At 58.1% G+C, this 14,025-nt stretch carries 12 protein-coding genes; 2 read left to right on the top strand and 10 right to left on the bottom strand.

From position 1 onward, the window contains the following. Positions 1-35 precede the first annotated feature (35 nt). On the top strand, positions 36-521 hold the full coding sequence (locus tag ACQY5P_RS10400; protein ID WP_428406794.1) for a c-type cytochrome: 486 nt from the start codon (positions 36-38) through the stop codon (positions 519-521). 43 nt (positions 522-564) lie between these two features. On the opposite strand, the gene ACQY5P_RS10395 is transcribed toward ACQY5P_RS10400, so the two are convergent. Next, positions 565-2,691 carry a fatty acid cis/trans isomerase gene (locus ACQY5P_RS10395; RefSeq protein ID WP_428406793.1) on the bottom strand — a complete coding sequence of 709 codons (2,127 nt, stop codon included), beginning with the start codon at positions 2,689-2,691 and terminating at the stop codon, positions 565-567. Between the two features lie 632 nt (positions 2,692-3,323). Between ACQY5P_RS10395 and ACQY5P_RS10390 the strand changes: the two genes are divergently transcribed. Beyond that, a complete protein-coding gene (locus ACQY5P_RS10390) occupies positions 3,324-4,514 on the top strand; it encodes a thiolase family protein (protein WP_428406792.1) in 1,191 nt (396 codons plus the stop codon). 31 nt (positions 4,515-4,545) lie between these two features. Here the strand turns inward: ACQY5P_RS10390 and ACQY5P_RS10385 are convergent, their stop codons facing one another. From ACQY5P_RS10385 to ACQY5P_RS10345, 9 genes are all read right to left on the bottom strand, one after another. After that, positions 4,546-5,652, bottom strand: a complete 1,107-nt coding sequence (locus tag ACQY5P_RS10385; protein WP_428406791.1) for an ABC transporter permease — start codon at positions 5,650-5,652, stop codon at positions 4,546-4,548. A gap of 4 nt (positions 5,653-5,656) precedes the next feature. Further along, on the bottom strand, positions 5,657-6,802 hold the full coding sequence (locus ACQY5P_RS10380) for an ABC transporter permease (protein ID WP_428406790.1): 1,146 nt from the start codon (positions 6,800-6,802) through the stop codon (positions 5,657-5,659). Beyond that, positions 6,799-8,532 (bottom strand): ATP-binding cassette domain-containing protein, encoded by a 1,734-nt coding sequence (locus ACQY5P_RS10375; protein WP_428406789.1) that lies wholly within the window; start codon positions 8,530-8,532, stop codon positions 6,799-6,801. The genes ACQY5P_RS10380 and ACQY5P_RS10375 overlap by 4 nt, the downstream gene beginning before the upstream one ends. Further along, the gene (locus ACQY5P_RS10370; protein ID WP_428406788.1) at positions 8,529-9,521 is read right to left on the bottom strand and encodes an efflux RND transporter periplasmic adaptor subunit; all 993 of its coding nucleotides are present in this window, start codon (positions 9,519-9,521) and stop codon (positions 8,529-8,531) included. The genes ACQY5P_RS10375 and ACQY5P_RS10370 overlap by 4 nt, the downstream gene beginning before the upstream one ends. A 5-nt stretch (positions 9,522-9,526) precedes the next feature. Further along, positions 9,527-10,279: a 3-oxoacid CoA-transferase subunit B gene (locus ACQY5P_RS10365; protein ID WP_428406787.1), complete on the bottom strand. Its 753-nt coding sequence runs from the start codon at positions 10,277-10,279 to the stop codon at positions 9,527-9,529. Next, positions 10,279-10,932 carry a CoA transferase subunit A gene (locus ACQY5P_RS10360; RefSeq protein ID WP_428406786.1) on the bottom strand — a complete coding sequence of 218 codons (654 nt, stop codon included), beginning with the start codon at positions 10,930-10,932 and terminating at the stop codon, positions 10,279-10,281. Before ACQY5P_RS10360 ends, ACQY5P_RS10365 begins: the two co-directional genes overlap by 1 nt. 75 nt (positions 10,933-11,007) lie before the next feature. Beyond that, positions 11,008-11,793, bottom strand: a complete 786-nt coding sequence (gene ppk2 / locus ACQY5P_RS10355) for a polyphosphate kinase 2 (protein WP_428406785.1) — start codon at positions 11,791-11,793, stop codon at positions 11,008-11,010. Between the two features lie 17 nt (positions 11,794-11,810). After that, positions 11,811-13,061: a class I SAM-dependent methyltransferase gene (locus ACQY5P_RS10350; RefSeq protein ID WP_428406784.1), complete on the bottom strand. Its 1,251-nt coding sequence runs from the start codon at positions 13,059-13,061 to the stop codon at positions 11,811-11,813. Between the two features lie 49 nt (positions 13,062-13,110). Beyond that, positions 13,111-13,587: a hypothetical protein gene (locus tag ACQY5P_RS10345; RefSeq protein WP_428406783.1), complete on the bottom strand. Its 477-nt coding sequence runs from the start codon at positions 13,585-13,587 to the stop codon at positions 13,111-13,113. Positions 13,588-14,025: the final 438 nt, after the last annotated feature.

Below are 14,025 nucleotides of genomic sequence, written 5' to 3'. Positions count from 1 at the left end.
TGGCGTTCGCGCATGCAAAATTTTGGGAGACGCCGATGACGAAACGAAAGACCTCTGCATTGATATTGGCGGCGGTTGCCGCGGGGCTGGGCGTTACAGCTGTCGCGGCCGAAGACGCGGCGACGCCGGAAGAGGTTCGAGTACAGGAAGTCGAGAAAGCACTTGTCGATATAAACCTAATTGCTGTCGGTCAACGGTCATTTGTCAAATGCCAGGCGTGTCACATGGTCGGCGAAAATGCGCAGCGCCGCGTCGGTCCGCCTCTTAACGGCATTGTCGGCCGCGCCGCCGGGACGAATGACGAGTTTCGTTATTCCCCGGGCATGAGCAAAGCTGCAACGGAAGGCCTTGTTTGGACCGTTGAAAAACTCGACGCTTATTTAAAAGCACCGCGAGAGGTTGCGCCGGGCACGACGATGGGCTTTCCAGGCATCCCCAAGGCTGAAGAACGCGCCGCGCTCATCGCCTATCTCGCCTCATTCAAAGAGGATGGCTCGCGCGTTGACGGTGCGCCAAAATAGCATGAGCTGACGTAAGACGGTGAAGTAAATGGCGACGCGCCGCTTATGGATCAACGTAACGGTTGAGGTCGAGTAGCCCGCCGGACGAGGCGGGGCCGCGCTTGACGACGTCTTGAAAAAAGTCGGCTGTCGCCCAAAATACAGGGCTTGACCGCCTTACGCCATAGGCGTCGATGATCGCGAGCCAATCCTGCTCGCTGCCGACGGCTTTGACGCGCTCCACGAATTCCGTCTCTTCATATTCGCTGATCACGAAGAAGAAGTTTGGATAGCTGCCGAGATGGCCGTCAAGGATAGTGACCGTGTCCTTTTCCGGTTCGCGCCGCAGGTTCTCAGCGAACAAAAATGCAACGTTTGTATGCTGTTTGTCATGTACAAGTGAGAAGACGCGATCTTCACCGCCCGGACGAATAATCCGCACATAAGAGAGCTCCGGCAAAAAGGCGACCCAGGGACCTTGGGTCGACGACAGCGCGGCCAGGGGCGTCGCGAGCTTATCGCTACTTGCGGCTTTGTCCCGATTTCGATTGATCTCGTCCGTTTTTGCAACGCCGCTTTGGTCGCGCGTCAGGACGCTAAATAGAAACTCGTTTTTAGGATTTTCCGTCGCAAACGCAACTCGCGTAGCACGATCAACGTCGATGGGCGGCTTGTGATAGAGCGTTCGGATTTTCGCGTGCCCGCCCCGGTACCAGGAATCGTGGAGCGGTCGCCTGACGTCCGGGGGCAGAAATGAAAGAAACAGGCTCTCGCTCTCCATGCGCAAGAGGTCCATGTAAACGCGCGTCGCGATCTGGTGTTCGACTGGGCCAAAGACATCGAAACCAGCAACGAGATTGTAGTAAATCCGTTCAAGCGTCGGGAAATCGATCACCCAGGCGGTCTCCGGCGTGTCGCCGACAAAGCCCCCGACGACCGTGGCGTTGTCGAAGTGCCGAAACACCGTCAGGAGCGCCGGCCCTCTGCCTTGTTCGCCGAGCCAGACATCGCCCATCGCGGGGCCCTTGTTTTCAGGATCGGCTTTGCGATAGCGCGCGTCACGCTGGGCTTCATATTTTTTGTGATGTTCAAGGTAACTAGGAAACAAACGCCCTGGCAGCTGGGCGTCGGCGAGTGCGGCCGGAAGCCCCAGATACGGCGTCGCTGACGCGAGATAAGCGGCATCCCTGACGGCGAGATCCGCTTCCGGATCTAGGAACATGACCCAGAAGCGGTCTTCAATAACATTCACCGCCACTTGCCCGTAGCACACAGGTCCGCGGATGAACGTACGAATGAAGTACTCCGCATCGTCAAGCAGGAATTCATAGCGCGCCCGGGCCGGGATGGACGCGAAAGCGGCAAATGGATTTGAGGCGACGGCGGCCTCATAGGAGGGCAGCGCGCCGATGCGCCAGTCGTCTTTGAAAAACAGCGCCCGATAGCGCGCCAGCCGGTCGGGGCCGAATGCATAAGTGATGTGCGTTTTATGCAGCAGGGTCTCTTCAACCGGAGCCAGCCGATAGTAAAACGCGTTCGTACCCGGATCATCATAAGGGCGGCGCGTCGCAATGATGTCAATCGGTTCGCCGGGCCGCGTTCTCGACCTCACGAGGCTGAAGAAGCCGGCGGATTCCTTTTCCGGAAAATAAAGATGGGCGAGGAAAAGATGTTCATAGAGATATCGCGCGACGAGGCGTTCTTTTGGCGTCTCTCCATTGAGAAACCGTTCCCAAGCACGGATGTCGGTGCGGACCGTTGCGGTCGACGCCCATTGGCGCTCAAGGGCAGGCGCTCCATCGCGCGCCCAGGCAGCAAGGGCGGTCCACTCCATTTCCGTCAAGGGCGCCATGCCATAGGGCATGCCGCCAAAGGGATTTTCGCGTTCATACTTGGCCATTTCGTCCGGAGCGGGGCAGGTGAGCGGTCTCGTGATGTCAAGATCGACGGATTTGGGTAGCGGTGCGTCGGGATCGAACTGATGGGCGCGGCCTAACACCAGCATGCGCGCGAGGGTCGACCGAGCGTCGTCACCGTCTTGAGCAGCGACGTCGAAGAAATTCAGCGCCCGCCAAGCTTGGCTCGTGTGGGCATCGACGCCGAGCCGCGTAAGCGGCGCCTCTGTAAGACGTGACGGCTCATAGACCGGTTGTTTCGTCGCACCACGCGCAACGCCTTCGTCCGAAGTCATTCGGAACTGGCAAGGGGAGTCATAACATCCGTGGCAAATGACGCACCGGCGCTCAATTGTTTGCGGAAGAGCAGTCAGATCATAGCTCGCCGAGGACGTAATCGCAACGGGCTTCGCCTCGTGCGGCGCCGGCTCTTGTATGAATACGGGGCCAAGGATGATTGCGCCCAACGCGAGTATCGCTGTGATAACGCTAAGCCTGACGATCCTACTGTGAGGCCGCGCCGTGATTCGTAATCGCTGTCCTTCGGTTTTTGTCAATTTCAATTGCCCGTGGATGTTGTAACTATATGCTCTTCGCAGTACTCGCCTTAAATATTCCTTCAAGCGCGAGTGGTATTTTGTCTCATCCTATGTGAACATCATGCTGATCTCCCGCACCCCGCGCGCCAAAACGCTTCGATGGCGCGGACCCGCGCCTTCGGCGTGTCAATGGCGTGTGACCGACCATGTGGGCGACATCTGACCATATTGAGCGGCGAGTGATCCCTGGGCGCCGACCGTATACTCAATGAGAATGAAGTGTATGCCATGCCGCAACTGCGGCGGGACCTCATAAGTCGTCAAAACCAACCGGCGGCACCCACTGCGAACTTTGTCTGTACAAACAATTATGGAAGGAATGCAATCTCATGGCAAACAGAAAAGTCGTGCTTTGTTCCCCAGTCCGTACACCAATCGGGGCTTATGGCGGGTCGTTAAAGGATGTCCCTGCAACCGAACTCGGCCGCGTCGCGATCAGCGAATGCCTGGCGCGGGCTAGTCTTGATCCTGATCACATTGAAACGGTGGTGATGGGGCAGGTCATTCAGGCCGGTGCGAAAATGAATCCGGCACGGCAGGCGGCGATCGGCGCCGGACTGCCCGTCAAGATTCCGGCTCTTACGGTCAATCGCGTCTGCGGATCAGGCGCGCAGGCGATCGCCACAGCAGCGCAGGAAGTGATGCTCGGATATATCAACTGCGCTGTAGCCGGCGGCATGGAAAACATGGACCAGGCGCCTTACCTTCTGCCGCGCGGCCGCTGGGGACACCGTATGGGCGACGGCGTTATTCTGGACGCCATGTTGCGCGACGGTCTTAATGATGCTTTTTCCGAACAGCATTCGGGATGGCACACTGAGGATCTCGTCTCGAAATTTGATATCCCGAGAGAGGAACAGGACCGTTGGGCGGCGCGCTCGCAACGGCGCTTTTCCGAAGCCCAGGCGGCTGGAAAGTTTAAGAACGAAATCATTCCCGTGGAGGTTAAAACCCGAAAAGGGATCGTCGCCTTTGAAAAGGACGAGCAGAACAGGCCGGATACGACGATCGAGACCTTGACGAAACTTCGGCCGGCTTTCCGCGAGGACGGGACCATCACTGCCGGCAATGCGCCAGGATTGAACAGCGGCGCGGCGGCGATGATCGTCGCTGAAGCGTCATGGGCCGCCGAGAACGGGTTGAAGCCGGTTGGGCGCCTTGTTTCTTATGGCGTCGGCGCCGTTGAGCCGGGAATGTTCGGTCTTGGTCCTGTGCCAGCGGTGCGTCAGGCGCTGCAGCGCGCTGGCTGGAAGGCCGGTGATTTGGGCCGTGTTGAAATCAACGAGGCCTTCGCGGCGATCGCTTTGGCGCTTGTAAACGAAATGGAACTCGACGAAGACATTGTGAACGTTGAAGGCGGCGCAATTGCGCACGGCCATCCGATCGGTGCGACTGGCGCAGTATTGACGACGCGGCTTTTGCATTCGATGCAGCGCGACGGCGTCGAGAAAGGCCTCGTCACGCTCTGTATCGGGGGCGGCCAGGGCGTTGCGCTGGCGTTGGAACGAATTGCGGATTAGCGGCCCCTTTCATCAACGGTGGCTCTTTCGTTTAGGCGAGCCGCCTGCGGAACAGCCACGCGCCGGCGGAAAGAGTAAACATTGCAATCAGCGCCATTGGCCAAGTATGCGCGAAGATTACCGTCGCGGGGATATCTTTCATGAAGACGCCCTTGCAGATGAAGATAAAATGAGTGATCGGATTGGTTTCTGTGAACCACTGCAGCCAGTCCGGCATGTTTTCGATTGGCGTCGCATAACCCGAGAGCAATACGGCCGGCATCATATAGATGAACAGTCCGATCACGGCTTGCTGCTGGTTTGAGGCGAGCGATGAGATAAATAGCCCAATTCCGATGATTGAGGTTAAGAATACAATCATAGAACCATAAAGCAGGATGAGAGAGCCTCGGAATGGCACGCCAAGGACCAGCCACCCGAGCGCTAACATCGCCGTCGCACTGGCGGTTGCAATGATCAGTGCAGGGAGGGTTTTCCCGACCATGATTTCGACAGGCTGCAGCGGTGAAACTAAAAGCTGCTCGAATGTCCCGAGTTCGCGCTCGCGTGCGACGGTCAATGCCGACACCATAAAACCGACGACTGCGGTCAAAACAGCAAAAAGTGCAGGGACCGCAAACCATAGCGGTTCGAAATTGGGATTGAACCAGGCGCGGGCAATGACCGCCGTTGGCGGCGGCGGGAGCCCCTCGCGTGCGAGCGCTGCATTGTAGTCGGCGACGATTTGGGTGGCGTAGCCTTGCACAATCTGGGCGGCGTTAGACCTGCGTCCGTCGACAATAAGCTGGACGTCAGCAGGCCTTCCGCCGGCGAGGCGCCTTGAGAAGTCGGCGCGAATATGTACGGCCATGATCGCCTGCTTTGAATCGATGGCGCGGCTGATGGCCTGCATGCTGTCGAGATAGATGATGTTTTCAAATGTGGACGAGCCTTCAAAGCGGGAGATCAACTCGCGCGATTCAATGCCAACATCCTGGTTATAAACGGCGATTGAGACGTTTTTCACTTCCTGGGTGATGGCGAAGGCGTAAATAAGAAGGAGAAAAGGCGGCGAAAACAGAACCACCCAACGGGTCTGCGGATCGCGCGCGCTTGCGAGCAGTTCCTTAACGATCAGGGCTTTGAGGCGTTCCCACATGGACCTAGTCCAGTCTTGTGCGCGTCGTAAGCGCGGTCAAAAGAATAGATCCCCCGGAAATGGCGACAAGACCGGCGATATCGGCGAATACAACGCTCGGCACGTCGCCGGCCAGAAACAGCGTTTGTAAGGAGGACACATAGTAGCGCGCCGGTACGGCGTAGCTGACGATCTGCAATGCGATGGGCATGCTGTTGATTTCGAATACAAAATTCGAAAAGTAAAAGGCCGGCAGAAATGCCGACATAATAGAGGCCTGTGCGGCCACGAGCTGGTTGCGCGCCAATGTTGAAATGAAAAGACCTTGCCCGAGCGCTGCAAGCATGAAAAGAGCTGAGACGAGGCTAAGCAGACCGACAGAACCGCGAAACGGCACGCCGAACACAAAGACCGCGGTGAGTGTCGAAATCAGCATTGAGATCATGCCGAGTGCAAAATACGGCGCCAGTTTGCCAATAAGAAGTTCAGCGATGCCTATAGGCGTCGCGAGCAATGCTTCCATTGTGCCTCGTTCCCATTCGCGGGCGACCACGAGCGCCGTCAAGAGCGCTCCGATCAGCATCAGGATGATCGCTACAGAGCCGGGCACCAGGTAATTGCGACTCGAAACTTCCGGATTAAACCACATTTGCGGTTCTGCCTTCGCGAGAACGGGAAGAAGCGGCAGACTGCGGCTAATCGATTCCTGCTGCAGCCAGTTGGCCCAAAGGAGCTGAACATAGGTGCGAATGAGTTCCGCCGTGTTTGGGTCGCCCCCATCGACGATCACCTGTATAGGCGCTGTGTCGCCGCGGTAGGCGCGATCCGCAAAATCCGCCGGCAGAACAACAATTCCCTTGATGTCTCCGGCGATAAGATCGGCTTCGAAGGCGCGTCGGTCGCGCGCTGTTTCGATTCCGAAGATAGGCGAGTTGGCAAGCGCGGCGGTGAAGCTTCCCGACTCGGGCGTTGGCTGTTCGACGACGAGACCGATATCAAAACGGCGCGGGTCAAAAGTGACGCCGTAGCCGAACAGGAAAAGCAGAATCAAAGGAAGAACGACGGCGACAACAAGGTTGCTTGGGTCGCGTAAGACCTGCAGCGTTTCTTTGCGCGTTAGGGCGCGAATGCGCCGCCAGCCGTCGCGCGATTTTTTGGCTGCCTCAGTCATGCCGCTTCTTGCCGGTCGAAGGCCTCGACGAGCGCGATGAACGCATCTTCAAGGGTCGGCTTTTGGTTCGTGGAGCTTTTCGCGCGTCGTTTGAGGGCGTCCGGTGCGCCAGACGCTATCGTTCGGCCGCGATAGATCAGCGCCATGCGGTCGCAATATTCCGCCTCGTCGAGAAAGTGCGTCGTCACCATGATGGTGACGCCGCGCGACACCATAGCGTTGATGTGCCCCCAGAATTCGCGCCGCGTGCGCGGGTCAACGCCGGAGGTAGGCTCGTCAAGAAACAGAACATCCGGGTCGTGCATGACCGCGCAGGCGAGCGCGAGTCGCTGTTTAAAACCGAGGGGCAAGCTGCCGGCATTGGTGTCGAGATAACTTTCAAGGCCGAAGGTTGCGATCATACGGGTGATGGCGCCTTTGCGCGCAGCATTTGAAAGCCCATAGACGCCGGCAAAGAAGTTGAGGTTTTGCTGTACGCTTAGATCGCCATAAAGCGAAAATTTCTGCGCCATATAGCCGAGTCGGGCGCGCGCCTTTCCGGGCGCTTTAGCGAGATCGAGCCCGGCTACCTTGGCTGCGCCTGTAGACGGTTTTAACAGCCCGCAGAGCATTTTGAATGTAGTCGATTTGCCAGCGCCGTTGGGGCCGATGAGACCGAATATCTCGCCCCGCTTGATAGCGAAGCTGATTTGATCCGCGGCGGTAAAGTCGCCGAAGCGTTTCGTCAGAGCCTCGGCTTCAACGACGATTTCGTCACTGCTCGCGCCGTGCAGCGGCGCGCCTGCAAACGGGGAAGCGCCTTTTGTGGCGCCGCCGACCCGCGTCATGAACGCGTCTTCAAAGCGCGGTGGTGTCCGGACGATTTCGGCGACCTCGCCGGCCTGCAATTCGTCGACCGACGGGGGCGGGGATGCGCCGTCCTTGAGGACAAGGCGTACAGCGTCGCCCTGAATGACGCCATCAAGCACTTGCGGGTCGTCAAGGGCGCGCGTCAGCACGGCGCGTTTATCTCCCGTAATGCCGTTGATGAGAAAAGTGTATTCGGCGACGCTCTGCGTGAGCGTTTGGGGCGCGCCCTGATAGATCAACTCGCCTTGGCTCAAAAGCAAGACTGTTTTACAGCGTTCGGCCTCGTCCAGATAAGCGGTGCTCCAGATAACGCCAATGCCTTGATCGACAAGCTCATATACCATTCGCCAGAGCTCACGGCGGGAAATCGGATCGACGCCCACGCTTGGTTCGTCAAGCAGTAGAAGCCGCGGCTTTTTGATGAGCGCACACGCAAGTCCGAGTTTTTGTTTCATACCGCCCGAAAGCGCCCCAGCGAGACGACCCGTGAAACGCTCAAGCGCCGTAAAGGCGAGCAGGCGGTCGATCGCGCCCTTTCTTTCCGGACCAGTCACAGCCCTTAAATCCGCATAAAGATGAAGGTTCTCTATTACGGTGAGGTCCTCGTATAGGCCGAAGCGCTGCGGCATATAGGCGACGTCGCTCTTGAGGTCGCCGGGCGCTCGGAGCGTGTCATGACCACAAACCATGAGCGCGCCGTTGTCAGGTTTCAGGAGCCCGGCGATCAGCCGCAACAGTGTTGTCTTGCCGGCGCCGTCAGGGCCAGCGAGGCCGGTGACATGGCCGCCGAAAACGCTTGCGGAGACGGCGTTAAGCGCGACCGGGCCGTTCTTGCCGAAGCGTTTCGAAACGCTGTTAATTTGAACAAGTTCTTCGCTCATGACGAATGCATAGCTTCGAGCGTCACTGTGACGGGCATGCCCTGGCGCAGCCCGCCATCGGGATTGTCGACAATTATCCGCACGCGGTAGACCAGCGCCGTGCGCAACTCACGGGTTTCCACGGTTTTCGGTGTGAATTCGGCGACGGGAGAAATGAACCCGACCTGTCCTTTATAGACGCCCCCCGAATCGGTCCGGACTTCCGCCATCATGCCGGGCTGGATGCGGCCGAGATCCGGTTCTGACGCATAGGTACGGACCCATACGGGCGAAATGAGCGACAAAGTGTAGATGGTCTCGCCGGCATTGACGATTGCCCCGCGCTCGCGCACGCGAGTCAGGATTACGCCGTCGCTCGGCGCTTTCACATCGGCGTCGGCAAGGCGGCGTTCCGCAAGTCGATAGTTTGCCTCGCTTGCGGCCAGAGCAGCGCGCGCCGCGGCGATGTCCTCGGCGCGTCCGCCGGTCTCCGCAATAGCGAGGCCTTCCTGCGCTGTTCTGAGGGCGGCGGCGGCTTCGTCACGCTTGGCCTGCGCTTCTTCATGTAACTGATGCGATGCGGCGTCAGTCTCGGCGAGCCGTTCCATGCGCGTAAGCGTCGATTGCGCAAGCGTGAACGCAGCCTGCCGCGATGCGACGGCGGCGCGCGCCTGTTCTATCTCTTCGGGCCGTGCGCCGCTTTCGAGTTTATTAAGGAGACTAGATTGTGCAATGACGTTGGCCTCTGCGAGCGCTCGTTCGTCTTCAAAGTCGGGCTTTTCGAGTGATGCGACGATGTCGCCGGTCTGGACGGCGTCTCCTTCCTCAAAATTCATTGCGGCCAGCCTACCCGGCACTTTGAACGCAAGATCAACCTGGCGTACATCTACATTGCCGAGCAGTACGATTTCCGAATTGGAATGATTGTTCCTTCCATAGAGGGTCCATCCGGCGATCAGAATAATGAGGCCCAACAGGCCCGCGCCGACGATCAAGCGTTTGTGTTTCATGGTCTTTACCTATTGATAGCGTGGCAGACGCCAGCTTCGACGCCGGCACCGCCGTTCGAGACTTCGATATTGACTTGAACGCCCCGCTCGGTGCGCAGGCCTAAATCAGGAAGGCGCATTTCGGGAGGTTCTTGCTGGGCGATCAGCGGAGCCGCCGTGGCGTTTATGATGTCTTCGAGTTTAACGTCTGGTCCGCGCTCGCGCACCACCAGCCCGGCGTCGGTTGGCTCGATAACAGCCAGTTCGGTGACGATCAGATCGACGCGGCGCTGCGCCGTGACCGGCAGCGTGCATTCGGGCACAATTTTAGGCATTCCTTTTTGCGTGTGGAGCATCGCGACGATGACGCGCCTCGCCCCTGTGACCAGATCCATGGCGCCGCCCATGCCGGGCGCCATCTTGCCGGGAATAATCCAATTGGCGAGCCGGCCTTTTGCATCGACCTGAAGGCCGCCAAGCACCGTCATGTCGAGATGGCCGCCGCGGATGAGCCCGAAACTCACGGCGCTGTCGATGGAGGCCGCGCCTGGAACGGCGGTCACGAAACCGCCGCCGGCGTCGGTGAGGTTTGGGTCTTCCATACCCTCCGGCGGGCGGGCGCCGAGCCCGACAACGCCGTTTTCCGCCTGGAAAAAGACGTGGGCTTTCTCGGGCAGAAAATTCGCGACCATGCTCGGCAGACCGATGCCGAGATTGACGAGGGTCTCCGGTTTGACTTCGGCGGCGACACGCCGGGCGATGATCTGTTTTGCATCCATCAGGCGGCCCTCGCCAGAAGATGATCGACAAGAACGCCCGGCGTCTTGACGCAATCAGGAGAGATCACGCCCACGGGGACGATGTTTTGAGGTTCCGCGATGACGATGTCGGCCGCCATCGCCATCACCGGGTTGAAATTGTGGGCAGTCAGGGAATATTCGAGATTACCGACATAATCCGCCTGATGCGCGGCGATCAGTGCGAAATCGCCGCGGATCGGCTTTTCGAGCAGCCAGGTTGCGCCGTCGATGTCGACAGTGCGCTTGCCGTCGGCCGCAAGCGTGCCGAGCCCAGTTTTGGTCAGTACGCCGCCGAGCCCGACGCCGCCGGCGCGGATGCGTTCGACAAGCGTTCCTTGCGGAACAAGCTCCACGTCAAGCACGCCGTCAAACATCTTCTTTTGGGTGATCGGATTAAGGCCGATATGCGAAGTGACGACCTTTCGCGCAGCGCCGGCGGCGATAAGCTTGCCGACGCCCTTTTCAGGGGTCGCGGTGTCGTTGCTGACGATCGTGAGATCTTTTGCGCCCCGTTCGACCAATTCGTCGATCAGGCGGTGCGGGGAGCCGACTCCCATAAAGCCGCCGATCAGAAGGACGGCGCCGTCGGGGATGAGCGCGGCCGCCTCGTCCGGTTGTATCGCCTGTTTCATATGGAAATGTCCTCAATTGGCTGTGATGGCGCCGTGGGCGACTTGGTCCCAAGATGATTGCGCGGCGCTACGGCGTTAGGCGGCGAGGTCCTTCAGACGGTCTTTCGAAAACGCGAATAAGATATCCTCATCTGGATGCGCCATATGAACGTCCTTATCGGGACAATCGAGCTTTGAAAGAATGTGACGAATGACGTTGAGGCGCGCAGCTTTTTTGTTGTTTGTCCGCACAACGTGCCAGGGGGCCTCTTCGAAACTCGTCCGGGCGAGCATATCGTTGCGGGCCTCAGTATAGTCATCCCATTTTTCAATCGCGACTTCATCAATCGGGCTGACCTTCCATTGTTTCAGGGGATTGATGCGCCGGTCTTCGAGCCGGCGAAACTGCTCCTTACGATCGATGTCGAGGTAATACTTGAGTATCTGCGCACCTGAGTTAATCAGCATTTTTTCGAACGGACCTACGTCTGTGATAAATGCCTCTAACTCTTCCTCCGTGCAAAAACCCATGACGCGCTCGACGCCTGCGCGATTGTACCAGGAGCGGTTAAAGAGAGCGAGTTCCTGATCCGCCGGCAAATGCGGCGTGAAGCGTTGAAAGTACCAGGACCGCCGGTCATGATCGGACGGCTTGCCGAGCGCGACGACGCGCGTTTCGCGCGGGCTCAAATGTTCGACGATGCGCTTGATGACGCCGTCTTTGCCGGAGGCGTCTCGACCCTCGAAAATAATTAGAACGCGGTGGTCGTGAGCAATCAAGTGGCGCTGCACTTTCACGAGCTCGATCTGCAAATCGCGCAGGGCCTTCTTGTAAGCGTCGTGCCCGGTGAGCGAGTCCCTTCCCGACTTGTCTTTTGTCATTCAACGTCCCTTGTGATTTATGCGACGACGCGGGGTTTTTCCGTCTGGAAAGACCGGGCCGGCGGCTCTTCAAGCAAATAGCCGCGTGTGACCGGTACGGCTTCCTGACGTTTGGCGAGCTGCAATTGAAAGACGGTATGCGCGCCGTGACGGAAGGAAAGCTCGCTTGAGGCGAGATAGAATTCCCACATACGGACGAACCGAGCATCATACATGCGTGTCACCTTATGCGCATTCTCTAGGAATCGCCGCCGCCATTCTTTGAGCGTTTGGGCGTAGTGAAGCCGCAAGACTTCGAGATCGGTGATGAAGAGGCCGGCGCGCTCGATCGACGGAACGATTTCCGACAGTGCGGGGATGTAGCCGCCGGGAAAGATATGCCGAGCAATCCAGGGATTGGTGGCGCCGGGCCCGTCTGGACGGCCGATCGTATGGATGAGCGCCACGCCGTCATCTTTCAGCAATTTCGCCACCTGGTCGAAATATTGCTGATAGTGCGGTACGCCCACATGTTCGAACATGCCCACAGAGACGATACGGTCGTAGCCGTTTTCAACCGCTCGGTAGTCACTCAGCTCGAAACGGGCGCGTTTTGACAATCCTTTCGATGCGGCGCGCGCATTCGCGACGTTCAGCTGTTCCTTGGAGAGCGTAATGCCGTCAAGGCGCGCACCGGTTTCCGCGGCAAGCGAAAGTCCGAGCCCGCCCCATCCGCAGCCGATCTCTAATATGGACTTACCAGGTTCAATCAGCAGTTTTCTGGCGATCAGCCGCTTTTTTGCTGCTTGCGCGTCCTCAAGCGACATGTCCGGCCGTTCGAAATAGGCGCAGGAATACTGGAGATCGTCATCGAGAAAGAGGCGATAAAAGTCATTGCCGAGATCATAATGATGGGCGACGTTCTTCAGCGCCCGGCCGGCGGGGTTGAATTGATCGAGGCGCCGCAACAGTCGACGCGCCGCCGCGGGGATTGCCGCGCCGGTCCCGTCGCCTGAAGACAAGACATTGCTCCAGACTAGATCCATTAGCGCATATAGATCGCCGGCCTCGATAATCAGGCCGCCATCCATATAGGCGTCGCCAAGCGCCAGTTCGGGGTCGAGCGTCAGCCGGCGCAGCCACGACCGCGTCGTTATGCGCACGCGTAAGGGCGCCGCACAGGGCTCGCCGTAACAGTGGGTCGCGCCGTCGGGATAGATGATTTCGATGCGGCCTTTGCGTATCGCCTTACGTAACCGCCGATGGAATTGTGCCTGCCAAAAACTCATAAATCATTCTCCTGCTCGGTGTTCGCCTTGTGATTGAGGAAAAAAGGAATCATACGGCTTCTGTCGCGATGGGAAGTGAGTGCTGCGCTAGGCGCATGGATACATAAGTGAAAAAAATCACGTCTATCAGCACCGCCAAACTTGCCTGCTGAAGCACGATCACCTGGAAAACGGTTAAGGTTTTCTCCCCGCGCGCCCAGTCAAGCCCTGCATAAAGTGAAATTAATAACGGCAGCAGCGACACGACGAACCCAATTACCGGATGAGCCACGCCCTTGCGCGGAAAGGAAATCACACTCCGAATTTGCGCTGCGAGATAAATAAGTGCGCCCACACCTACCCACGAGACATGGCGCATTGCATCGTCCGGCGTTTTAAGTTCGGGAAAATGGCCGAGCCACAAAACATACCAGAGCAGTCCTGCGAGTATGAAAGGCGCGCCGTGGCGAGAGACAAAATGTGCTAGCGCTCCGCTAGCAGTCTTCTCATGCCGAGTTTTTGCTTTAGCCGAGAGATCGTTCATCATTACACTGCGCTTTCTTCTTTCTCGTCATGTCAGCTTCAGAATCAGCGCAGGACACCAAGCGGCGGAGCCGCCGTCTTTCGCGCGCGAAGGCGATCAACTTGACAGCTCATCGCCCTCACAACAAAGCAGGTGTCTTTTCGAATTTCAGCCGACCCAGCGACATACATTGAGATCATACGTTTGTGACAGGCAAATCCCGCGCCGTGTCATTTTCGCCAACATTCCGTGTTATAAGGTAACCGGAAAAATCCCGACTCGAGGGCCGGATTGTCCATATGCTGGCGGGTAAGTCGCTCGAAAAGCTCATAAGCCATTTCCCATCGGTTAGAAATCCTGTCTCTGACTGGTGAAAAGCTGGAGGATATGCCCGTTATTCCCAACTCTTAGACGCATAACGCAGCCCCGCGTTACGGTTTCACCAGCAATTATTTTTTTGGC

Origin of the sequence: Hyphococcus sp. (assembly GCF_965267305.1) — a bacterium.
Taxonomy (GTDB): domain Bacteria; phylum Pseudomonadota; class Alphaproteobacteria; order Caulobacterales; family Parvularculaceae; genus Hyphococcus.
This window is presented reverse-complemented; position numbering and strand designations above follow the sequence as displayed.

What these genes read in the sequence shown, in the direction of transcription:
- ACQY5P_RS10400 (WP_428406794.1), top strand. Translation starts at nt 36, where the DNA reads ATGACGAAACGAAAGACCTCTGCATTGATATTGGCGGCGGTTGCCGCG.
- ACQY5P_RS10395 (WP_428406793.1), bottom strand. Translation starts at nt 2,691, where the DNA reads ATGACTTCGGACGAAGGCGTTGCGCGTGGTGCGACGAAACAACCGGTC.
- ACQY5P_RS10390 (WP_428406792.1), top strand. Translation starts at nt 3,324, where the DNA reads ATGGCAAACAGAAAAGTCGTGCTTTGTTCCCCAGTCCGTACACCAATC.
- ACQY5P_RS10385 (WP_428406791.1), bottom strand. Translation starts at nt 5,652, where the DNA reads ATGTGGGAACGCCTCAAAGCCCTGATCGTTAAGGAACTGCTCGCAAGC.
- ACQY5P_RS10380 (WP_428406790.1), bottom strand. Translation starts at nt 6,802, where the DNA reads ATGACTGAGGCAGCCAAAAAATCGCGCGACGGCTGGCGGCGCATTCGC.
- ACQY5P_RS10375 (WP_428406789.1), bottom strand. Translation starts at nt 8,532, where the DNA reads ATGAGCGAAGAACTTGTTCAAATTAACAGCGTTTCGAAACGCTTCGGC.
- ACQY5P_RS10370 (WP_428406788.1), bottom strand. Translation starts at nt 9,521, where the DNA reads ATGAAACACAAACGCTTGATCGTCGGCGCGGGCCTGTTGGGCCTCATT.
- ACQY5P_RS10365 (WP_428406787.1), bottom strand. Translation starts at nt 10,279, where the DNA reads ATGGATGCAAAACAGATCATCGCCCGGCGTGTCGCCGCCGAAGTCAAA.
- ACQY5P_RS10360 (WP_428406786.1), bottom strand. Translation starts at nt 10,932, where the DNA reads ATGAAACAGGCGATACAACCGGACGAGGCGGCCGCGCTCATCCCCGAC.
- ppk2 (WP_428406785.1), bottom strand. Translation starts at nt 11,793, where the DNA reads ATGACAAAAGACAAGTCGGGAAGGGACTCGCTCACCGGGCACGACGCT.
- ACQY5P_RS10350 (WP_428406784.1), bottom strand. Translation starts at nt 13,061, where the DNA reads ATGAGTTTTTGGCAGGCACAATTCCATCGGCGGTTACGTAAGGCGATA.
- ACQY5P_RS10345 (WP_428406783.1), bottom strand. Translation starts at nt 13,587, where the DNA reads ATGATGAACGATCTCTCGGCTAAAGCAAAAACTCGGCATGAGAAGACT.